The organism is Bradyrhizobium sp. GW821-FHT13H05 (genome assembly GCF_058804065.1).
Window position 1 is genome coordinate 70,496 of record NZ_JBXAPO010000020.1, and the last position, 17,442, is coordinate 87,937.

Genomic DNA, 17,442 nt, shown 5'->3' on the forward strand with positions numbered 1-17,442 from the left:
GCCGGACCGGGCCAACCAACGGGAATTCGACCATGTCGGACCTAGACCGTAACTACGCTTCTCCTTTCGGCAGGGCCGCCGGGCGTGTTGACGCCGCGACGGTCGATGCCGGCCTGCGCGCCTACATGCTGCGCATCTACAATTACATGAGCATTGGCCTCGCCATCACCGGCCTGGCCGCGCTCGGCGTCTACATGGCTGCCGTCACCGACGTTCCGACGGCGGACGCCGTCCGCGTCGGCAAGCTGTTCCTGACGCCGTTCGGCTACGCGATGTTCGTCAGCCCGCTGAAGTGGCTGTTCATGCTCGCGCCGCTCGCGATGGTGTTCGTGATCTCGGCGGGCATCAACCGTCTGGCCCCCTCGACCGCCCAGATCCTGTTCTGGGTGTTCGCGGCGCTGATGGGCATCTCGCTGTCGTCGATCTTCCTGGTGTTCACGCACACCTCGATCGTGCGGGTGTTCTTCATCACCGCGGCGACCTTCGGTGCACTCAGCCTCTACGGCTACACCACCAAGCGTGACATGAGCGGAATGGGATCGTTCCTGTTCATGGGCCTGATCGGCATCATCATCGCGAGCCTAGTCAATCTGTTCCTGGCGAGCTCGGTGCTGCAGTTCGTGGTGTCGGTGGTCGGCGTGCTGGTGTTCGCGGGCCTCACCGCCTGGGATACGCAGCGGCTGAAGAACGACTACATCTACGGCTACGCTTCGGCCGGCGGTGACGTCGCGGAGCGTGCGGCCATCACCGGCGCGCTGTCGCTGTACCTGAACTTCATCAACCTGTTCACGCTGCTCCTGCAGCTCCTCGGCCAGCGCGACTAAGCCCCGAGACGAGAGAACGGACACGAGCCCCGGCCGAAAGGCCGGGGTTTTTGTTTGGGCCCACTGCCTCTCCGCGTCATTGCGAGCGCAGCGAAGCAATCCAGAGACCCTCCGCGGATGCATTTCTGGATTGCTTCGCTGCGCTCGCAATGACGGCGTGGAGAGGCCGTTCGCCCCTTCCGGCCGCCGCGGGAAGGCTCTAATCTTTCCTCATGTCCGCACCTGAAATCAGGCCCACGACCGAGGCCGACCTTCCTGCCATCACCGCCATCTACCAGCAGGCCGTGCGCGAAGGCACGGCGACGTTCGAGCTGGACCCGCCCGACCTTGCCGAGATGACGCGGCGCTATCGCACGCTGGTCGACGGCGGCTATCCCTATTTCGTCGCCATCCTCGAGGGACGCGTGGCCGGCTATGCCTATGCCGGCGCCTACCGGCCGCGGCCGGCCTATCGCTTCACGGTCGAGAACTCGATCTATCTCGACCCCAGCTTCCATCGCCGCGGCATCGGCTCGCTGCTGCTGGACCGGCTGGTCGCCGAGTGCGAGGCGCGCGGCTTCCGCCAGATGGTCGCGGTGATCGGCGATTCCGCCAATGCGGGCTCGATCGGCGTCCACACCAAGGGCGGCTTCAAGATGATCGGCACCCATCCCAATGTCGGGCTGAAATTCGGTCGCTGGCTGGATACGGTGATGATGCAGCGCGACCTCGGCGAAGGCGCGCGCACGGTGCCGGAGAAGTAGGACCTCGTAGCCCGGACGGAGCGCAGCGTAATCCGGGACAGGTCGATCTGCTGACACAGCGGCCCCGGATTGCGCTGCGCTCCATCCGGGCTACGGCAGCAGCGCTACACCACCGCGAGCTTGCGATCGATCACCAGCAGCACGCGATCCAGCTCATGGCCGCGGCGCAGGATCAGGCCCGTCGCCGAGATCACGCTGTACATGCCCTGCTTGCGCGCGAGGCGCGGGTCTTTCTCGATCCGGTAGATCGGCACTTCCGAGGCGCGGCGGAAGACCGAGAACACGGCGCGGTCCTTCAGGAAGTCGATCGCATAGTCGCGCCACTCGCCGTCGGCGACCATGCGGCCATAGAGATTGAGGATACGGTTCAATTCCAACCGGTTGAACGTCACCCGGTTCGGTTGCGTCGACGCAGCGGCGGGGTGCGCCACTGCGCGCTGCCCGCTCGGATCGGCATCCTCCGACGTCAGACTCATGGGGAAGCGCCTCCTCATCGCACAGCATGATCGCGTCCGCGAAGACCGTCCCCGGAACCGCGGATCATGACAATTGCATGATTGCGCCAACTGTTCCCGGCCGCAAGAGGCTCCTCGCTCAACTCATTGAATCGGGCACTAATCCGAGCACACGCAAGGGTGGAACTCTCTCGCGGCAAACCGTCACGGGATCGTTAGCAGGAATCATAGTATCGCCGCTTTTCCGCCCACCGCCCGCCGCCCTGCATTGCGAAAAGACCTGTGTGCGTTGACCCGGTCCTTTCGGTTCCGGATTCCTCAGCCCCCAGCCCCCCGGGGTCGAACAGGATCGGGTCTGTACGCGCGACAAGGAGGGCCAACGCAAGTTGGTCCTTTTTTGTTTGTGGGGCAGTGTTGCCAGCTCGCGGTCATTCCGTGGGCGCGCCTCTTGGCGCGAGCCCGGAATCCATTTCTCAGTTCGGAAAGTCGATCGATGGATTCCGGGTTCGCGCTTCGCGCGCCCCGGAATGACGAGAGACAAATTGTCTTGAGACGATCTTGAGCGCGCTGCGCTTCAGTGCAGCGACGTGTATGCCGCGCCGAGCATCGGGCCCGGCTTCTCGCGGCTGCCGTCCTGGACATAGACCACCGCGCCGTCGACGCCGTCGCGCGTGAGGTTTTCCAGCGGCACCGTCCAGCTCTCCGAACGGCCGCTCCAGTCGCCGACCTTGAGCAGGTTGCGCACCACGTTGTGATAGGTGATCTGCTGTCCCCGATTTTCGCCCTTGGCGATCGAGATCGGCACCGACCTGGCGACCGAACAGATCCAGACCTCGCCATGCGCGACTGTCGGCTCCTTGCTCGCGGCCACCGAGACGTTGATCTGCTTGCCCGAGAGCGACATCGTCACCGGCACACTCATCACGCCGGCGCTCTTGTCGGTCTTGCCGATCGCATTCTCGATGCCGGCGCGATCGCTGCCGATTACATGCGCGGAGCCGTTGACCACGACTTGCGGTGTATAGACCTCGCGATCGCCGCGCATGCGCGAATAAGCGCGCTGCCGCGCCGAGAAGCGTGAATCCGCCAGCGTGTCCTTCCAGCCGAGATAATCCCAGTAATCGATCGGCATGCTCAGCGCGATGATCGAGGGATCGCTGGAGAGATCGCCGATGATCTTGTCGGCGGGCGGGCAGGACGAGCAGCCCTGCGAGGTAAACAATTCGACAACGGCGCGGGGATCAGCCTCGGCGGGACGGATGACGGCGACGATGGCGCAGATGCCGAGTGCTCCCGACCAGAGTGCACCGGACCAGCGCGAAACCAGATTAGAAGCCATCATTGCAGTCATGTTGAACGTCACACCTCGCACGCGTGGGGGAAGATCCTATCGCCTGATGGTCACCGTAGTCTTACAGGCACCGCAGTTTCAACCGTCCGGGGCGAGGTTTTCCGCCGGGCGGGACCATCGGAGGCGTAGCGTAACGCACGAAGGCGGCCTTGTGATAGGCCGCCTTCGTTTAACCTTCTACTCACGTCGCAGTGAGCCACTGTTCACAAATTCGCGCGCCAAAGCGCCACAGGCGCTCTGGGCTGTTGTTTGAGCATGATCTTTCCGGAAAACCGCTGCGCACTTTTCCGGATCATGCTTTAGGCCGCGAGCTTGCGCAGCACGTAGTGCAGAATGCCGCCGTTCCGGTAGTAATCGAGCTCGTCCAGCGTATCGATGCGGCAAAGCAGCGAAACGCGCTGCAACGAACCATCACCGGAGACGATCTCCGCGGTCAGCTTCTGGCGCGGCTTCAGATCGCCGACGAGACCACGCAGCGTGACCTTCTCGTCGCCCTTGAGGCCGAGCGAGGACCAGGAGGTGCCGTCCTCGAAGGTCAGCGGCAGCACGCCCATACCGACCAGGTTGGAGCGATGGATGCGCTCGAAGCTCTGGCAGATCACGGCGCGCACGCCGAGCAGACGCGTGCCCTTCGCAGCCCAGTCGCGCGAGGAGCCGTTGCCGTATTCGGCGCCGGCGAACACCACCAGCGGCACCTGCTCCTGCTGGTACTTCATCGCGGCGTCGTAGATCGACATCTGCTCGCCGTCCGGCCAGTGCTTGGTGAGACCACCTTCAGGGATGTTTCCGTCAGCGCCCTTCAGCATGAAGTTCTTGATGCGGATGTTGGCGAAGGTGCCGCGCATCATGACTTCGTGGTTGCCGCGGCGCGTGCCGTACTGGTTGAAGTCGGCGGGACGCACCTGGTGCTCGCTGAGATATTTGCCAGCAGGCGAGGTGAGCTTGATCGAACCGGCCGGCGAGATGTGGTCGGTGGTGATCTTGTCGCCGAACATGGCGAGGATGCGCGCCTCGACGATGTCGGTGACCGGCTCCGGCTCCTTCTTCATGCCTTCGAAATAGGGCGGGTTCTGCACGTAGGTCGAAGACATGTTCCAGCGATAGGTCTCGCTCTCGACGGTCTTGATCTTGCGCCAGTTGGTGTCGCCCTTGAACACGTCGGCATACTTCTTCTTGAAGATCGCCGCGGTCACGAACTTCTTCATGAAGGCGTTGATCTCCTTGGTCGTGGGCCAGATGTCCTTGAGGTACACCGGCTTGCCGTCCTTGCCTTCGCCGAGCGGCTCGACCGCGAGGTTCTTGGTGACGCTGCCCGCGAGCGCGTGCGCGACGACCAGCGGCGGCGAGGCCAGATAGTTCGCCTGCACGTCCGGCGAGACGCGGCCTTCGAAGTTGCGGTTACCGGAGAGCACGGCCGCGGCGACGATGCCGTTGTCGTTGATCGACTTCGAGATCTCCTCCGGCAGCGGGCCGGAATTGCCGATGCAGGTGGTGCAGCCGAAACCGACCAGGTTGAAGCCGACCTTGTCGAGATCGGCCTGGAGGCCGGAATCGGCGAGATAGGCGGCGACCACCTGGCTGCCCGGGGCGAGCGAGGTCTTCACCCACGGCTTTGCCTTCAGACCCTTCGCAGCGGCGTTACGTGCCAGCAGGCCCGCGCCGATCAGCACGCTCGGGTTCGAGGTGTTGGTGCAGGAGGTGATGGCGGCGATCACGACGTCGCCATGGCCGATCTCGTAGTTCTTGCCGTCGACGGCAAAGCGCTTCGTGGGCTCCTCGCCCTTCTTGTACTCGTTGGCGAGCGCCACCGAAAAACCTTCAGCGACCGACGGCAGCGCGACGCGGCCTTCGGGGCGCTTCGGACCGGCCATCGACGGCACGACATCGCCGAGGTCGAGCGTCAGCAATTCGGTGAACACCGGATCGGCGGACTTGGCGGTGCGGAACAGGCCCTGTGCCTTGGCATAGGCCTGCACCAGCGCGACGCGCGCAGGAGCGCGGCCGGAGGTCTTGAGATAGTCGATCGCGGCGGCGTCGACCGGGAAGAAGCCGCAGGTCGCGCCATATTCCGGCGCCATGTTGGCGATGGTCGCCTTGTCGGCGACGGAGAGATTGTCGAGGCCGGGACCGAAGAACTCGACGAACTTGCCGACCACGCCGAGCTTGCGCAGCATCTGCGTCACTGTGAGCACGAGGTCGGTCGCGGTGACGCCTTCCTTCATCGCGCCCTTCAGCTTGAAGCCGACGACGGTGGGCAGCAGCATCGACAGCGGCTGGCCGAGCATGCAGGCTTCCGCCTCGATGCCGCCGACGCCCCAGCCGAGCACGGCCAGACCATTGACCATGGTGGTGTGGGAGTCGGTGCCGACCAGCGAGTCCGGATAGGCGACCTCGAAGGTGCCGGTCTTCTTGCCGACCGTCATCTTCTCCTTCTTGGTCCAGACCGTCTGGGAGAGATATTCGAGATTGACCTGGTGGCAGATGCCGGTGCCGGGCGGCACGACGGAGAAGTTCGAGAACGCCGCCTGGCCCCATTTCAGGAACTCGTAGCGCTCCTGGTTCTGCTTGTATTCCTCGGTGACGTTCTTGGCGAAGGCCTTGTTGTCGCCGAAGAAGTTCACGATCACCGAATGGTCGATGACGAGGTCGACGGGGACCAGCGGGTTGATCTTCTCGGCATCGCCGCCGAGCTTCTGCATCGCGTTGCGCATCGCGGCGAGATCGACCACCGCGGGCACGCCGGTGAAGTCCTGCATCAACACGCGGGCCGGGCGGAACGCGATCTCATGCTCCAGCGACTTCTTGCGCAGCCACTTCGACACCGCGACGATGTCTGCCTTCTTGACCGTTCGGCCGTCCTCATTGCGCAGCAGGTTCTCGAGCAGAACCTTCATCGAATAGGGAAGTTTCGAAATTCCCTTCAGACCATTCTTCTCGGCCGTGGGCAGGCTGTAATAGACATAGGTCTTGGCGCCGACCTTGAGGGTCTTTTTGCATTTGAAGCTGTCGAGCGAGGTCATGCTAGGAAATCCCAATTGTTAGTTATACCCGGCAAGGGGTATTTTAACACCGTCAGCGAATCCGGTTGAGTCGCTTGCAGGGGCAGGTTGAGTTGCTGCATCAAGTAGTTCCGGGCTTATAGAAGCTTTCTAACCGCGCCGCCACAGCCACAAACGTGCCGCAGCAATTCGCGAGCCAAAAATTCCCATGCGCTACCCCAAGATTTCCTGAGGCCAGGCTTTGAGCGGGTTGAACCAAGGCAAGATGCAGCTGTCCGGACGGGGGGTCGTTTGCGTGCGGGGCGGGCGCGAGGTGTTTTCCGGGCTCGATTTCGAGGCGGTCGCCGGCGAAGCCGTGGCAGTGGTCGGCCGTAACGGATCGGGCAAGACCTCGCTGCTGCGGCTGATCGCGGGCCTGCTCATTCCGGCTGGCGGGACAATCGCGCTCGATGGCGGCGATGCCGAGCTGACGCTGCCCGAGCAGTGCCATTATCTCGGCCATCGCGATGCCCTCAAACCGGCGCTGAGTGTGGCCGAAAATCTGGCATTCTGGGCTGATTTTCTGGGCGGCGAGCGTTTTGACCCCGCAGAGAGCCTGACCACCGTCGGCCTCGACCACGCCACCCATCTGCCGGCAGCTTTCCTGTCCGCCGGGCAGCGCCGCCGGCTCTCGCTGGCCCGGCTGCTGACGGTGCGCCGCCCGGTCTGGCTGCTCGACGAGCCGACCAATGCGCTGGACGTGGCCGGCCAGGACATGTTCGGCGGCCTGATGCGGGAGCATCTGGGACGCGGCGGGATGATCATTGCGGCGACCCACGCGCCGCTCGGGATCGATTCGCGGGAGCTTCAGATCGGGGGGGCGGTATGAAGCGGCCCGACCCTCAGCTTTTCGAGCGGCCACAGATGTTGCTCCGGGCGCCCTTGCCTCTCCCGCTTGCGGGAGAGGTCGGCGCGCAACGCCGGGTGAGGGTTCTCTCCTCTGGGGGAGTCTTCGTTGTCGACACACCCTCTCCCCAGCCCTCCCCCGCAGGCGGGGGAGGGAGCACAGCTCCCTTGCGGCACGAAAGGGCGATCCCATGACGGCCCTGTCCGCCCTCATCCGCCGGGACATCCGGATCGCGCTTCGCGTCGGCGGCGGGGCGCTGATCGGGGTGCTGTTCTTCCTGACCGTGGTGGTGCTGATGCCGTTCGCGGTGGGGCCGGATCTGGCGCTGCTGTCGCGGCTGGGGCCGGCGATCCTGTGGCTCGGCGCGCTGCTGGCGAGCCTGCTCACCCTGGACCGGATGTTCATGGCCGACCACGATGACGGCTCGCTCGACCTGATCACGATGAGCCGGACGCCGCTGGAGCTGGCCTGCGCGGCGAAAGCGCTGGCGCATTGGCTGGCGGCCGGCCTGCCGCTGATTGTCGCAACCCCCGTGCTCGGCCTGCTGCTCAACCTCGACATGGTCGCAACCGGCGCGGTGGCGCTGACGCTGCTCGCCGGGACGCCGGCGCTGACCTTCACCGGCATGATCGGCGCCGCACTGGCGGTGACGCTGCATCGCGGCGGGCTGCTGATGGCCGTGCTGGTGCTGCCGCTGTCGATTCCCGTGCTGATTTTCGGCGTCGCGGCCTCGCAGGCCGTGATCGTCGGTCCGATGAATTTCGGGGCACCGTTCTCGATCCTGTGCGCGCTATCGCTGGTCAGCCTCGTGGTCGGCCCTTTCGCCGCGGCGGCGAGCCTGCGGCACGGGCTCGACTGAGATGGGCTCGGCCGACCTTGACCCCGATCAACTTTCGCTACGCGCTTTTATGCTGATTGCGTGAGTGTCTACCTGTGATTATCAGAATACCATGACGTTGATCGACCTTGCCAACCCGACACGGTTCCTCGCGCTGACGGCGCGGGTATTGCCGTGGCTTGCGGCTGCGACCGTCATTCTGCTCGCGATCGGCCTCTATCAATCCGCTCTTGCGCCCGACGACTATCAGCAGGGCGCGACCGTGAAGATCATGTTCATCCACGTGCCCAACGCCTGGCTGTCGATGTTCGTGTGGGGCGTGATGAGCATCGCCTCATTGGGCACGCTGGTATGGCGGCATCCGCTCGCCGACGTCGCCGCGAAAGCGGCAGCTCCCATCGGCGCCAGCTTCACCTTCCTTGCGCTGCTGACGGGCTCGCTGTGGGGCCGGCCGATGTGGGGCACCTATTGGGAATGGGACGCGCGGCTGACCTCGGTGCTGATCCTCTTTTTGATGTATCTCGGCCTGATGGCGCTGTGGCGTGCGGTCGACGATCCCTCGCGCGCGGCGCGCGCCGCCGCCGTGCTGACGCTGGTCGGCGCGATCAACCTTCCGATCATCAAGTTCTCGGTCGACTGGTGGAACACGCTGCATCAGCCCGCGTCGGTGATGCGCATGGGCGGTTCATCGCTCGACAAATCCTTCCTGATCCCGCTGCTGGTGATGGCGATCGCGTTCACGCTGCTGTTCGTCACGCTGCATTTGGCTGCCATGCGCAACGAGATCCTGCGCCGCCGCGTCCGCTCGCTGCAGATGATGCAGGCGAGCCGCGTAGCGTTTTCGAGCGAAGTGGGCACCGGTTCGCGTGAAGAAAACGCGTCAAAGGGCGCAGCATGATGATGTCACTTGGTCCCTACGCGTCCTTCATCGTGACGTCCTATGCCGCAGCCGCCCTCGTCGTCGTGATCCTGATCGGCTGGATCGTGCTCGACTATCGCAGCCAGACGCAGCGCCTGCGCGAGCTCGATCGCAGCGGCGTCACCCGCCGCTCCGGCCGAAGTGCTGTAGACACACCATGAGCGATCAATCGACCTCCGCACCCCCGCAGCGCCGCACCTTCCTGATGGTGCTGCCGCTGATTGCCTTCATCGCGCTGGCACTGCTGTTCTGGTTCCGGCTCGGCAGCGGCGATCCCTCGCGGATTCCCTCCGCGCTGATCGGACGGCCGGCGCCGCAAACCGTGCTGCCGCCGCTCGAGGGATTGCAGGCTGACAACGCGCCGGTCCCGGGGCTCGATCCCGCTGCGTTCAAGGGCAAGGTCAGCCTCGTCAATGTCTGGGCGTCCTGGTGCGTGCCGTGCCACGACGAGGCGCCGCTCCTGACGGACCTTGCCAAGGACAAACGCTTCCAGCTCGTCGGCATCAACTACAAGGACGGCGCCGACAACGCCCGCCGCTTCCTCGGCCGCTACGGCAATCCGTTCGGCCGCGTCGGCGTGGACGCCAACGGCCGCGCCTCGATCGAATGGGGCGTCTATGGCGTGCCGGAGACGTTCGTTGTCGGCCGCGAGGGCACCATCGTCTACAAGCTGGTCGGGCCGATCACGCCGGATAATCTGCGCAACGTGCTGTTGCCGCAGATGGAGAAGGCGCTGGGGGCGGGGAGCTAGCGCCGCTCTCGTGCCCCGGACGCGGCGCAGCACGAAGTGATGCGCCGCAGAGCCGGGGCCCATCCCACCACGACGGCATTTATGTAGAGAGCATGGGTCCCGGCTCTGCGCAGCGGCGCAAGAGCGCCGCAGCGCGTCCGGGACACGAGACCCTCACCCCTTCCGCACATCCCCCGCCTCGGCCTCGCTCGTTTCGAGCGACACCGGCTCGGCACCATAGCGCTTGGTCAGCGGCATCTGGGCGATGGCGAAGATCATCGTGATCGGCGTGACGCCGAAGACCTTGAAGTTCACCCAGAAGTCCGTGCTCTGGGTGCGCCAGACGATCTCGTTCAGGACCGCCATGCCGGCGAAGAACAGCGCCCAGCGCAGCGTGAGGATGCGCCAGCCCTGCGGGGTCAAATTGAACATCTGGTCGAACATCACGGCGATGAAGGAGCGGCCGAACAACAGCCCGCCACCGAGGATCGCGGCGAACAGGCCGTAGATGATGGTCGGCTTGACCTTGATGAAGGTCTCGTCGTGCAGCACCAGCGTCAGCGTGCCGAACACCAGCACGATCACACCTGTGACGATCGCCATGATCGGGATATGGCGCGTCACCACATAGGAGGCGATCATCGCCGCGACGATCGCGACCATGAAGGCGCCGGTCGCGGCGAACAGATTGAACTTCGCGTTGACGAAGAAGAACACGAGCAGCGGACCGAGCTCGGTCGCAAGCTTGAACATCGGGTGCGGCTGGGTCTTGTCCATTCTCTAGCTTTCGATTCCGGCAATGGCCCGGGCGAAATCGCGCGCGGTGAAGGGCGCGAGATCGTCGACGCCTTCGCCGACGCCGATGAAATGCACCGGCAGTTTGAACTTCTCCGCGAGCGCCACCAGGATGCCGCCGCGGGCAGTGCCGTCGAGCTTGGTCATCACGAGGCCGGTGACCCCGGCGGTGCGATGGAAGGCCTCGACCTGCGACAGCGCGTTCTGACCCACGGTGGCATCGAGCACAAGCAGCACCGCATGCGGCGCAGTGTCATCCACCTTGCGGATCACGCGCACGACCTTTTCGAGCTCGTTCATCAGCTCGGCCTTGTTCTGCAGGCGGCCGGCGGTGTCGATCAGCAGCACGTCGATGGCCTGCTCCTTCGCCGCCGTCAGCGCATTGAAGGCGAGGCTCGCCGAATCCGAGCCCTGTGCGCCCGCGATAACAGGCGTCCTGGTGCGCTCGCCCCAGACCTTCAACTGCTCGATCGCTGCGGCGCGAAACGTGTCGCCGGCGGCCAGCATCACCTTGCGGCCTTCGGAGGCGAATTTCTGCGAGAGTTTCCCGATGGTGGTGGTCTTGCCGGAGCCGTTGACGCCAACGACGAGGATGACGAACGGTTTTTTGCCCGCATCGATCTGGAGCGGCTTCGCCACCGGCGACAGCACCTTCTCGACCTCGGTGGCGACGACGTCCTTGACCTCGTCGGCCGAGATCGCCTTGTCGTAGCGGCCGGTGCCGACGGCGTCCGCGATCCGCACTGCGACCGAGGTGCCGAGGTCGGCGCGCAAAAGCACGTCCTCGATGTCGTCGAGCATGGCGCGGTCGAGCTTGCGCTTGGTGACGAGGTCGGCGACCGCGGTCCCGAGCGAGGACGAGGTGCGCTTCAGCCCGTCGGACAGGCGGCGCCACCAGCTCAGCTTGGGGGTCTCGGGGGTGGTATCGTTCATGGTGGCGGTGTGTTAGCCGTTCCGGCAAACAAACGAAAGTCTTGCAATTGCTCGATGTTCCCGAATTGACCGCTGACGAAATCTTGGGCCGCGTGCTCCATCGCGACGGGCTGATGCTTGTTATCGACAAGCCGGCCGGCCTGCCGGTGCATCGCGGCCCCAAGGGCGGCGCCAATCTGGAAGACTCCTTCGGCGCACTGTGTTTCGGCCTGCCGCGACCGCCGGTGCTGGCCCACCGGCTGGACAAGGACACCTCCGGTTGCCTCATCCTCGGCCGCCATCGCAAGGCGACCGCCTCGCTCGGCCTGCTGTTCAAGCACGGCAAGATCGGCAAGACCTACTGGACCGTGGTCGAGGGCGGCCCCAGCGAGGGCGAAGGCACCATCGATATGCCGCTCGGCCGGCTCAACGCCGAACGCGGCTGGTGGCAGAAGCCGGATCCCGAGGGCCAGAAGGCCGTCACCAACTGGAAGGTGATGGGCCGGGGCGACGGTTTCACCTGGCTCGCCATGGAACCGGTGACCGGCCGGACCCACCAATTGCGGGTGCATTCGTCGGCGACGGGATGGCCGATCTTCGGCGACAACATTTACGGCAACGGCCCGCGCTTCGGCGAGCCGAAGCTTCACCTGCATTCCCGCGAGATCGTGGTGCCGATCTCCCGGAACAAGGAGCCGGTCCGCGTGGTGGCGCCCGCCCCGCCCCACATGCACGAGAAGCTCCGCGCCTGCGGATGGAACGGGGAATAGCTGCGGTTTTCTTAACCTCTCCCGCAAGCGGGAGAGGGAGCCCACCGCATTCGCGGCCCGATCTCCGCACGCACAGAGCCTTGGTTTACGAAACGTTCAGTGCTCGTCTCTAATGATAACGGTTGCTTAGAACAAGCTTCCGTCATCCGCTCAGGACGAGCAACGCGTCATGTCCACGGCCGAGTTATCGATCATCGACGAAGTCGAATCCGCGATTCGGCTCGGCTCTGCGGAAAAGGGCCTTGAAACCGCCCGGCGCGTCACCGACCTGTTCCTCTCCTCCGCCGGCAGCTTTGACGACGAGCAGATCGCGCTGTTCGACGACGTGCTCGATCGCCTGATCGGCACCATCGAGCTGCGCGCCATCGCCGACATCGGCGCCCGCGTGGCGCTGGCCGAGATCAGTGCGCAGCTTGCGCCGATCGCGCAGGCGCCACCCTCGGTGATCCGCCGCCTCGCCAACAATGACGAGATCCGCATCGCCGGTCCCGTGCTGCAGGAATCCGCGCGCCTCGACGATGGCGAGCTGGTGAAAATCGCCTCCAGCAAGGGCGAGCCGCATCTGCTCGCGGTCGCCGGCCGCTGGTGGCTGAAGGAGATCGTCACCGACGCGCTGCTGGCGCGCCGCTATCCCAGCGTCAGCCGGCGCATCGCCGCCAATCCCGGCGCGCGCGTCTCCGGCAACGGATTTGCCATCATCGTCGGCCAGGCCGAAAGCGATCCCGAGCTCGCCGTGAGCGTCGGCGTTCGCGTCGATCTGCCGTCCGACCTGCGTCGCCAATTGCTGCGCTCGGCAACGGATGCGGTCCGCACGCGCCTGTTGTCGCGCGCGCCGCCGCATCTGTTCGAGGAAATCCAGAGCGCGATCGCCGCCGTCACCGTCGGTGTCGAGCGCGAGATGTCGGGTGTTCGCGACTTCGAAGGCGCCAAGCGCGCGATCGCAAATCTCAGGGCGTCCGGTCAGCTCAGCGAAGCCACCTTGTTCGGCTTCGCGAAACAGCGGCGTTATGAAGAAGCCGTGGCCGCGTTGGCGGCGCTGTCCGGATCGACCGTCGAAGTGATTCGTCCGCTGATGCAGAGCCTGCGCGAGGACGGGCTGCTGGTGCCGTGCAAGGCAGCGCAGCTCAGCTGGGAAACGACGGCCGCTGTGCTCGAGAGCCGGTTCGCGACAGGTGCGATGAAGCCGGAGGATCTCGCCAGGGCACAAGGCAATTATGCCCGCATGACGCCGGAGAATGCGCGGCGGACGCTGCGGTTCTGGCAGGTAAGAGCGTCGTAGGGCGCGCGCTGCTCACCAAACTAACGGCGTCATCCCCCGCGAAGGCGGGGGATCCAGTATTCCAGAGACGATCATTGGATACGGAGAAGCCGCGGCGTACTGGGTCGCCCGGTCGAGCCGGGCGACGACACCGATCATGTGGTCAGACGCTCGCCATCACTACCGGCAATCCTGCGCGGCACGACACTTCCCACTCGCGCGCCCGTAATCGCCACCGGCAGATAATGCTCCGTGCGGCCCTGCCCGTCGCTCTCGATCAGCACATCGCGCATCATACCCACTTCGGCTTGCAGCCGCTGCCGTAGCGCCGCCTCACCCGCCGCCCGCAGCCGCTTCGCACGCTCCTTGATCGCCGGCCCCGCGACCTGCGGCATCCGCGCGGCCGGCGTGCCGGGGCGTGGCGAGTAGGGGAAGACGTGCAGGAACGTCAGGCCGCACTCGTCGACCAGATCGAGCGAGCGCGAGAACATCTCCTCGGTCTCGGTCGGGAAGCCTGCGATGATGTCGGCACCGAAGGCGATGTCCGGGCGCAGGCGGCGGACCTGATCGCAGAACGCGATCGCGTCGCCCCGCAAATGCCGCCGCTTCATGCGCTTCAGGATCATGTCGTCGCCTGACTGTAGCGACAGATGCAGATGCGGCATCAGGCGCGCATCGTCGGCGATGGCATCGAGCAGATCGCTGTCCGCCTCGATCGAATCGATCGAGGAGATGCGCAGGCGCTTCAGTTCCGGCACATGCCGCAAAATCTGCTTCGTCAGCATGCCGAGCCTGGGCGCGCCCGGCAGGTCGGCGCCGTAGCTGGTGAGATCGACGCCCGTCAGCACGATCTCGGCATGGCCGCGCTCGGCCAATGTCCGCACCTGATCGACCACCGCGCCCATCGGCACCGAGCGTGAATTGCCGCGGCCATAGGGGATGATGCAGAAGGTGCAACGATGGTCGCAGCCGTTCTGCACCTGCACAAACACGCGCGGCAGGCCGCTGGCAAAGCCGTCGATGAGATGCGGCGCCATCTCCCTGACCGCCATGATGTCGCTGACGGCGAGTTTCTCGCTTGTCCCAAGGTCGAAAGCGTTGCGCGTCTCCTGCCACGCAGAGGCGCGCATCTTGTCGTCATTGCCGACGACGCGATCGACCTCGGCCATCTCGGCGAACATCGCGCTTTGCGTCTGCGCCGCGCAGCCGGTGACAACGATGCGCGCTTCCGGCCGCTCGCGCTTCAATTTGCGGATCGACTGGCGCGCCTGTGCCACCGCCTCGTTGGTGACGGCGCAGCTGTTGATGACGATGGTATCGGACAGGCCCGCGCCTTCAGCTTTGCTGCGGATCACCTCGGCCTCGAAGGCGTTGAGGCGGCAGCCGAAGGTGACGATGTCGACGGCCATCAGCCGACCGGCGCGAACAGCGCCGGATCGAAATTGCCTTCATATTCGAAGGTCGCCGTGCCCGTCATCAGCACGTGGTCGTCGCGCTCGCGCCATTCGATGCCGAGCTTGCCGCCGGGCAGCGTGATCTCGACATTGCGCTCGGCGCGCTTCAGCCGTGCAGCCGCAACCGCAGTCGCACAGGCCGCCGAACCGCAGGCCCGCGTCAGGCCCGCTCCGCGCTCCCAGGTGCGGATCGTGATGTGCTCGCGATCGACGATATTCGCGAGCGTGATGTTGGCGCGCTCGGGGAAGATCGGATGGTTTTCCAAGAGCGGACCAAAGCGGCCGAGATCGTAGGCGTTGACGTCGTCGACCCAGAACACCGCATGCGGGTTGCCCATGCTCACCGCTGACGGCGAATGCAGGATCGGATTGTCGATCGGCCCGATCTGCAATTCGATGTAGCGGGTGTCGCGAAACTCTTCCGCCAGCGGAATGTCCTGCCAGCCAAACTTCGGCACGCCCATGTCGACGGTGTAGAGATCGGCCGCCGGACCCTGCCAGGCATTGAGCAGACCGGCCGCAGTCTCGAACGTCGCCGTGGTCTGTCCGGTCTTCTCGAAGATGCGGCGGACCACGCAGCGCATGCCGTTGCCGCAGGCGCCGGCCTCCGAGCCGTCACTGTTGTAGATCTTGATGAGAGCCTCGGTGCCGTCGAGCCGCGGCTTCTGCAGCACCATGAGCTGATCGTAGGGCACGCCGCCCTGCGCGGACGCCACCGCGCGGGCGTCATCCGGCGTCACCTTTGCCGTGGAATCGCGCATGTCGACAACGACGATCTCGTTGCCGATGCCGTTCATCTTGGCAAATGCGTGGTTGGCCAGCGCGCTCATGAAAATTCCTGAATTTCGCCTGCCTTATATGGCGATCCTTGGCGGCTTGGCCAGTGATTTGGTGCCGGTGACCAGGACCTGCCATGACGCATCTGTCATGGGACGAATTCGTCGCTCGCGTGTTAGAACGGCGCGGTTCGCGCGAACCGGGACGCGCAGTCGGGTTAAGGCCTTGGTGGGCAGGGTCTGGGGAGAATAAAATGAATAGTTTCCATCGTCTTGTTCTGGCCGCGCTGATCCCGGCAGCGGCCATGTCGCTCGGGCTATCCGGCGCTCTGGCACAGACCCCGAGCCCGGTGCCGGCTGCCTCGGCCAGCCCATCCCCGGCTCCATCCGGTTCACCTGAACCGGCTGCAAGTGTCTCGCCCGCCCCAGCGGCATCGCCATCGCCTGCGGCCAGTGCCTCACCGGCTCCCGCCGCATCGCCATCGCCCGCTGCCAGCGCCTCACCCAGCCCGGCGGCCCCGCCGCCGGCCGTGGCCGCCACCCCGGCCCCGGTTCAGACCGCCGATCCCTTTGGCCTCGAGACCACGCTCGAGCCGAAGAAGGTCGTGATGGTCAAGGGCACTGCCAATTGGGACTCGGCCTTCGACACGCTGGTCGACGCCTTCAAGGCGCTGAACACGCTGCTGGACAAGCAGGGCATCAAGCACGCCGGCAATTCGATGATCGTCTACACCTCGACCGACGATACCGGCTTCACCTTCCTCGCCGAGATCCCGATCGAGCAGGACCCGAAAAACCTGCCCAAGGACATGAGCGTCGGCAAATCGCCGGAGGGCAAGGCGCTGAAATTCGTCCATCGCGGCTCCTACGACAACATGGACAACACCTATGAGGCGATCACCAATCACCTCGACGACAAGAGACTGGAAGCCAAGGACACCTTTATCGAGGAGTACCTCACCGATCCCCTGAAGACGGCCGAGGACAAGCTCGTGATCAACGTGTTCGTGCCCCTGAAGTGAGAATGATGAAGAAGCCTGTTGCCCTTGTTACGTCCCTTACCACCGTCCTTGCCATCACGCTGCTGGCCGCGCCTGCGCGCGCCGACGACTTCCCCTCCGCAATCTCGGTGAGCGGCGAAGCCACGGTTTCCGCGGCGCCCGATCTCGCGCAGATCGATGCCGGCGTCGCCAACGATGCCAGGACGGCGAAGGAAGCCTCCGACGCCAACAACGCCGCGATGAACAAAGTGCTCGCGGCGCTGAAGGGCGCAGGGATCGCCGAGAAGGATTACCAGACCTCACGCTTGTCGCTTCAGCCGCAATACGGCCAGAACAAATCCACCGGCGCCACGCCCGTGGTCGGCTTCCGCGCCTCCAACCGCGTCACCGTCAAGATTCGCGACGTGACGAAGGTGGCCGGCATCATCGACACGCTGGTCGGCGCCGGCGCCAACGACATCGGCAACATCTCGTTCGAGGTGACGCAGGCGTCAAAACTGCTCGACGATGCGCGCGTGCAGGCGGTTGCCGATGCGCGCCGCAAGGCCGAGATCTACGCCAGGGCCACCGGCGTGACGCTGGGCGCGCCGCTCAGCGTCGCCGAAGGCGGCGCCCCGGTGCCGTTGTTCAAGGCGAGGATGGCGACGCCGCAAATGGCGCCAGCCGCTGTTGCGCCGGGCGAGGAAACGCTGTCGGTGACGGTGAATGTGAGCTGGGCGATCAAGCCTTAA

At 65.1% G+C, this 17,442-nt stretch carries 18 protein-coding genes; 11 read left to right on the forward strand and 7 right to left on the reverse strand.

What is annotated here, in order from left to right; genetic code table 11:
* Positions 1-32 precede the first annotated feature (32 nt).
* Positions 33-824, forward strand: a complete 792-nt coding sequence (locus tag AC1RR3_RS35535) for a Bax inhibitor-1/YccA family protein (protein ID WP_492829464.1) — start codon at positions 33-35, stop codon at positions 822-824.
* A 212-nt stretch (positions 825-1,036) separates the two neighbouring features.
* Positions 1,037-1,567: a GNAT family N-acetyltransferase gene (locus AC1RR3_RS35540; RefSeq protein ID WP_492829466.1), complete on the forward strand. Its 531-nt coding sequence runs from the start codon at positions 1,037-1,039 to the stop codon at positions 1,565-1,567.
* A 104-nt stretch (positions 1,568-1,671) separates the two neighbouring features.
* Here AC1RR3_RS35540 and AC1RR3_RS35545 read toward each other — a convergent pair whose 3' ends face one another.
* The 3 genes from AC1RR3_RS35545 to acnA form a co-directional block, all read right to left on the reverse strand.
* Complete coding sequence (locus AC1RR3_RS35545) at positions 1,672-2,043, reverse strand: DUF2794 domain-containing protein (protein ID WP_492829468.1); 372 nt, start codon at positions 2,041-2,043, stop codon at positions 1,672-1,674.
* A 553-nt stretch (positions 2,044-2,596) separates the two neighbouring features.
* On the reverse strand, positions 2,597-3,373 hold the full coding sequence (locus tag AC1RR3_RS35550) for a DUF1223 domain-containing protein (RefSeq protein ID WP_492829470.1): 777 nt from the start codon (positions 3,371-3,373) through the stop codon (positions 2,597-2,599).
* A 299-nt stretch (positions 3,374-3,672) separates the two neighbouring features.
* Positions 3,673-6,393, reverse strand: a complete 2,721-nt coding sequence (gene acnA / locus AC1RR3_RS35555; protein WP_492829472.1) for an aconitate hydratase AcnA — start codon at positions 6,391-6,393, stop codon at positions 3,673-3,675.
* A gap of 244 nt (positions 6,394-6,637) precedes the next feature.
* Between acnA and ccmA the strand changes: the two genes are divergently transcribed.
* The 5 genes from ccmA to AC1RR3_RS35580 all read left to right on the forward strand — a co-directional run bounded on the left by ccmA (position 6,638) and on the right by AC1RR3_RS35580 (position 9,766).
* Entirely contained in the window at positions 6,638-7,240 is a 603-nt protein-coding gene (gene ccmA, locus AC1RR3_RS35560; RefSeq protein ID WP_492829609.1) for a heme ABC exporter ATP-binding protein CcmA, read from the forward strand.
* Between the two features lie 208 nt (positions 7,241-7,448).
* On the forward strand, positions 7,449-8,117 hold the full coding sequence (gene ccmB / locus AC1RR3_RS35565) for a heme exporter protein CcmB (protein WP_492829474.1): 669 nt from the start codon (positions 7,449-7,451) through the stop codon (positions 8,115-8,117).
* Between the two features lie 91 nt (positions 8,118-8,208).
* Positions 8,209-8,994 (forward strand): heme ABC transporter permease, encoded by a 786-nt coding sequence (locus AC1RR3_RS35570; protein ID WP_492829475.1) that lies wholly within the window; start codon positions 8,209-8,211, stop codon positions 8,992-8,994.
* Positions 8,991-9,176 carry a heme exporter protein CcmD gene (gene ccmD / locus AC1RR3_RS35575; RefSeq protein ID WP_492829476.1) on the forward strand — a complete coding sequence of 62 codons (186 nt, stop codon included), beginning with the start codon at positions 8,991-8,993 and terminating at the stop codon, positions 9,174-9,176. The genes AC1RR3_RS35570 and ccmD overlap by 4 nt, the downstream gene beginning before the upstream one ends.
* On the forward strand, positions 9,173-9,766 hold the full coding sequence (locus AC1RR3_RS35580; RefSeq protein WP_492829478.1) for a DsbE family thiol:disulfide interchange protein: 594 nt from the start codon (positions 9,173-9,175) through the stop codon (positions 9,764-9,766). The genes ccmD and AC1RR3_RS35580 overlap by 4 nt, the downstream gene beginning before the upstream one ends.
* 153 nt (positions 9,767-9,919) lie before the next feature.
* Here the strand turns inward: AC1RR3_RS35580 and AC1RR3_RS35585 are convergent, their stop codons facing one another.
* A complete protein-coding gene (locus tag AC1RR3_RS35585) occupies positions 9,920-10,522 on the reverse strand; it encodes a septation protein A (protein WP_492829480.1) in 603 nt (200 codons plus the stop codon).
* A 3-nt stretch (positions 10,523-10,525) separates the two neighbouring features.
* A complete protein-coding gene (gene ftsY / locus AC1RR3_RS35590) occupies positions 10,526-11,473 on the reverse strand; it encodes a signal recognition particle-docking protein FtsY (protein WP_492829482.1) in 948 nt (315 codons plus the stop codon).
* A 47-nt stretch (positions 11,474-11,520) separates the two neighbouring features.
* On the opposite strand from ftsY, the gene AC1RR3_RS35595 reads away from it, so the two are divergent.
* Entirely contained in the window at positions 11,521-12,222 is a 702-nt protein-coding gene (locus tag AC1RR3_RS35595; RefSeq protein WP_492829484.1) for an RluA family pseudouridine synthase, read from the forward strand.
* 169 nt (positions 12,223-12,391) lie between these two features.
* On the forward strand, positions 12,392-13,501 hold the full coding sequence (locus AC1RR3_RS35600) for a DUF2336 domain-containing protein (RefSeq protein WP_492829488.1): 1,110 nt from the start codon (positions 12,392-12,394) through the stop codon (positions 13,499-13,501).
* 134 nt (positions 13,502-13,635) lie between these two features.
* Here AC1RR3_RS35600 and mtaB read toward each other — a convergent pair whose 3' ends face one another.
* Complete coding sequence (mtaB, locus tag AC1RR3_RS35605) at positions 13,636-14,889, reverse strand: tRNA (N(6)-L-threonylcarbamoyladenosine(37)-C(2))-methylthiotransferase MtaB (RefSeq protein WP_492829490.1); 1,254 nt, start codon at positions 14,887-14,889, stop codon at positions 13,636-13,638.
* Positions 14,889-15,764 (reverse strand): diaminopimelate epimerase, encoded by an 876-nt coding sequence (gene dapF, locus AC1RR3_RS35610; RefSeq protein WP_492829492.1) that lies wholly within the window; start codon positions 15,762-15,764, stop codon positions 14,889-14,891. The genes mtaB and dapF overlap by 1 nt, the downstream gene beginning before the upstream one ends.
* A 200-nt stretch (positions 15,765-15,964) precedes the next feature.
* Here dapF and AC1RR3_RS35615 point away from each other — a divergent pair, with 200 nt between their 5' ends.
* Both AC1RR3_RS35615 and AC1RR3_RS35620 read left to right on the forward strand, forming a co-directional pair.
* Positions 15,965-16,732 (forward strand): GyrI-like domain-containing protein, encoded by a 768-nt coding sequence (locus AC1RR3_RS35615; protein ID WP_492829494.1) that lies wholly within the window; start codon positions 15,965-15,967, stop codon positions 16,730-16,732.
* A 5-nt stretch (positions 16,733-16,737) separates the two neighbouring features.
* Positions 16,738-17,442 carry an SIMPL domain-containing protein gene (locus tag AC1RR3_RS35620; RefSeq protein WP_492829611.1) on the forward strand — a complete coding sequence of 235 codons (705 nt, stop codon included), beginning with the start codon at positions 16,738-16,740 and terminating at the stop codon, positions 17,440-17,442.

What these genes read in the sequence shown, in the direction of transcription:
- AC1RR3_RS35535 (WP_492829464.1), top strand. Translation starts at nt 33, where the DNA reads ATGTCGGACCTAGACCGTAACTACGCTTCTCCTTTCGGCAGGGCCGCC.
- AC1RR3_RS35540 (WP_492829466.1), top strand. Translation starts at nt 1,037, where the DNA reads ATGTCCGCACCTGAAATCAGGCCCACGACCGAGGCCGACCTTCCTGCC.
- AC1RR3_RS35545 (WP_492829468.1), bottom strand. Translation starts at nt 2,043, where the DNA reads ATGAGTCTGACGTCGGAGGATGCCGATCCGAGCGGGCAGCGCGCAGTG.
- AC1RR3_RS35550 (WP_492829470.1), bottom strand. Translation starts at nt 3,373, where the DNA reads ATGACTGCAATGATGGCTTCTAATCTGGTTTCGCGCTGGTCCGGTGCA.
- acnA (WP_492829472.1), bottom strand. Translation starts at nt 6,393, where the DNA reads ATGACCTCGCTCGACAGCTTCAAATGCAAAAAGACCCTCAAGGTCGGC.
- ccmA (WP_492829609.1), top strand. Translation starts at nt 6,638, where the DNA reads ATGCAGCTGTCCGGACGGGGGGTCGTTTGCGTGCGGGGCGGGCGCGAG.
- ccmB (WP_492829474.1), top strand. Translation starts at nt 7,449, where the DNA reads ATGACGGCCCTGTCCGCCCTCATCCGCCGGGACATCCGGATCGCGCTT.
- AC1RR3_RS35570 (WP_492829475.1), top strand. Translation starts at nt 8,209, where the DNA reads ATGACGTTGATCGACCTTGCCAACCCGACACGGTTCCTCGCGCTGACG.
- ccmD (WP_492829476.1), top strand. Translation starts at nt 8,991, where the DNA reads ATGATGATGTCACTTGGTCCCTACGCGTCCTTCATCGTGACGTCCTAT.
- AC1RR3_RS35580 (WP_492829478.1), top strand. Translation starts at nt 9,173, where the DNA reads ATGAGCGATCAATCGACCTCCGCACCCCCGCAGCGCCGCACCTTCCTG.
- AC1RR3_RS35585 (WP_492829480.1), bottom strand. Translation starts at nt 10,522, where the DNA reads ATGGACAAGACCCAGCCGCACCCGATGTTCAAGCTTGCGACCGAGCTC.
- ftsY (WP_492829482.1), bottom strand. Translation starts at nt 11,473, where the DNA reads ATGAACGATACCACCCCCGAGACCCCCAAGCTGAGCTGGTGGCGCCGC.
- AC1RR3_RS35600 (WP_492829488.1), top strand. Translation starts at nt 12,392, where the DNA reads ATGTCCACGGCCGAGTTATCGATCATCGACGAAGTCGAATCCGCGATT.
- mtaB (WP_492829490.1), bottom strand. Translation starts at nt 14,889, where the DNA reads ATGGCCGTCGACATCGTCACCTTCGGCTGCCGCCTCAACGCCTTCGAG.
- dapF (WP_492829492.1), bottom strand. Translation starts at nt 15,764, where the DNA reads ATGAGCGCGCTGGCCAACCACGCATTTGCCAAGATGAACGGCATCGGC.
- AC1RR3_RS35615 (WP_492829494.1), top strand. Translation starts at nt 15,965, where the DNA reads ATGAATAGTTTCCATCGTCTTGTTCTGGCCGCGCTGATCCCGGCAGCG.
- AC1RR3_RS35620 (WP_492829611.1), top strand. Translation starts at nt 16,738, where the DNA reads ATGAAGAAGCCTGTTGCCCTTGTTACGTCCCTTACCACCGTCCTTGCC.